The sequence below is a fragment of the Bacillus sp. FG16 genome, from assembly GCF_057809515.1.
This window is the reverse complement of sequence record NZ_JBMDKC010000290.1, coordinates 1-714: the sequence shown is the minus strand read 5'-3', so window position 1 is coordinate 714 and position 714 is coordinate 1. Positions and strand designations below refer to the sequence as shown.

Here is a 714-nt window from a genome sequence, read left to right as displayed (position 1 = left end):
GTTGATTTCCACCTGGTATCATCAATTCATTTCCCCACACCCAATACCCTTGTTGCTGTTCTTCCCCTACAGGTATGCGCGGAAATACTGTATTCGTTTGCATGACTCGTTCTATATCTTGTACGTCACTTGGTAAGGTGTACGGATACTCTAACGTGGCTCTCTTTTCAATCCTTGCAATCGGGGTGATATCATCTAATGCACGATTCAGCCAATGTTGAATATCTCCATTTTCAAACATGTCGTCAACATCCCGATTCACTTGCATGATTAACTCCTGAAGGTTCATTTCTATTCCCTCCCCCATTTACACCCTGTACATATTTCTGTACGCCATCCACACGGCCATATGTATGCGCGTTCCAAAAGGCTTCTTTTGATTCTTTTGCGTAATCTTCCGCTAAATCTTGAAGCTGTCTTTCTTGTTCTTGTTGTCTCTTACTCTCTGTATCTTCCACAGTTTGAACCGCGGAGAAGCCGTTCGCTGTATGAATTCTCTTGATGTGGTCTACGATGCGAGAATCTAATTCTTCAAATCCGATTTGTGGAATTTTCATAATCGACATTTCTAACAATCCATCCATGATGACATGTTCCCCGTTCTTAGGATTCCACATAAGGTATAACTGAGGATCGTATTCTTGTAATCGTTCTTCTATATGATAGATATCATTGAGAAATGTTCGTTGAAAACCGCGTTTTTCATACGCATTT

At 40.9% G+C, this 714-nt stretch carries 2 protein-coding genes; both read right to left on the bottom strand.

All coding sequences use genetic code 11. The features are described 5' to 3' along the window. Positions 1-289: phage adaptor protein (locus ACODS7_RS32350; RefSeq protein ID WP_488828660.1), on the bottom strand; the 289-nt coding region annotated here is incomplete at its 3' end. Then, on the bottom strand, positions 246-714 hold a 469-nt coding region (locus ACODS7_RS32345), incomplete at its 5' end, for a 2,3-dihydroxybenzoate--AMP ligase (RefSeq protein WP_488828658.1). The genes ACODS7_RS32350 and ACODS7_RS32345, both read right to left, overlap by 44 nt.